This is a genomic window from Natranaeroarchaeum aerophilus, assembly GCF_023638055.1.
In the GTDB taxonomy this organism is placed as follows: domain Archaea; phylum Halobacteriota; class Halobacteria; order Halobacteriales; family Natronoarchaeaceae; genus Natranaeroarchaeum; species Natranaeroarchaeum aerophilum.
Map to the genome: position 1 here is coordinate 1 of NZ_JAKRVY010000030.1, position 940 is coordinate 940.

The following is a 940-nucleotide window of genomic DNA, read 5'->3' on the forward strand; positions in this document are numbered from 1 at the left end:
GGCTGCGTTGAATCACTAGATAGCGGCGGAACGAGTCAGTAAATCAAAGGAGTTGAAGCGGGAGGATGCGAGTGTCTATGACGCAAATCTCCCGCTTCACTGGGGAAGTTGTGCCGATTGCTCAAAACGTTACTGGCGATGGAAGCGAATCCGCCGCCCCAGAAGGTGGCGGCGGATTCGCCGACTATGCTCTTGTTTCCCTACATTGTCTACGGATTTACCTCGATGCGTCCTACCGGATGACGATTGACCTGCTCAAGGAAATGCCACAAATAACCGGGGAGATCGGCCTCAGCGCGGCCGATCTCCCCTCTCCATCCACGTTGTGTAAAGCGTTCGACCGAATCAGTATGAGCGTCTGCCGAGTGCTGCTGCGCCAGTCGGCGCAGCTGCACGATCCCTCGAAACACGGAGCTATTGACGCAACATTCTACGAACGATCAGCTGCGAGCCGCCACTACTGCCAGCGAATCAGCTACCGCGTCCAGAAACTCAAAGTCACGAAACTCGTCGATACAGAGTCTCAAGCCGTCCTTGACGTACACTGCTCGACGAACCGGGAAGGAAGCGACGCAGACCTTGCCGAGCAGATCGCCCGCCGGAATGCGGGCGATCTGCGGTCTCTTGCCGCCGATAAAGGTTATGACAAGCAGTCACTCCGTGAAGCACTACGTGATCTCGACATCAGACCACTGATCAAGCATCGTATCTTCGCGCCGTACGACCACGCACACAACGCCAGAATCGACGATAACCGCTACAATCAGCGCTCTATGACTGAAACTGTAAACTCGGCTGTGAAGCGCTCGCTCGGCTTCGCCGTGCGAGCGCGCTCGTGGTTCCGTGAGTTCCGCGAAATCGCGTTGATGTGTGTTGTCTATAACATAAAGCGCTTCGTCAAATGATGAATTCCAACGCCTTACAGCGATTCAACACGGCC

1 protein-coding gene is annotated in these 940 nt (G+C 55.4%); it reads left to right on the forward strand.

Features of this window, described 5'->3' with window-relative positions:
• Positions 1 to 77: 77 nt before the first annotated feature.
• Positions 78 to 905: an IS5 family transposase gene (locus tag AArcSt11_RS16850; RefSeq protein ID WP_250598871.1), complete on the forward strand. Its 828-nt coding sequence runs from the start codon at positions 78 to 80 to the stop codon at positions 903 to 905.
• Positions 906 to 940: the final 35 nt, after the last annotated feature.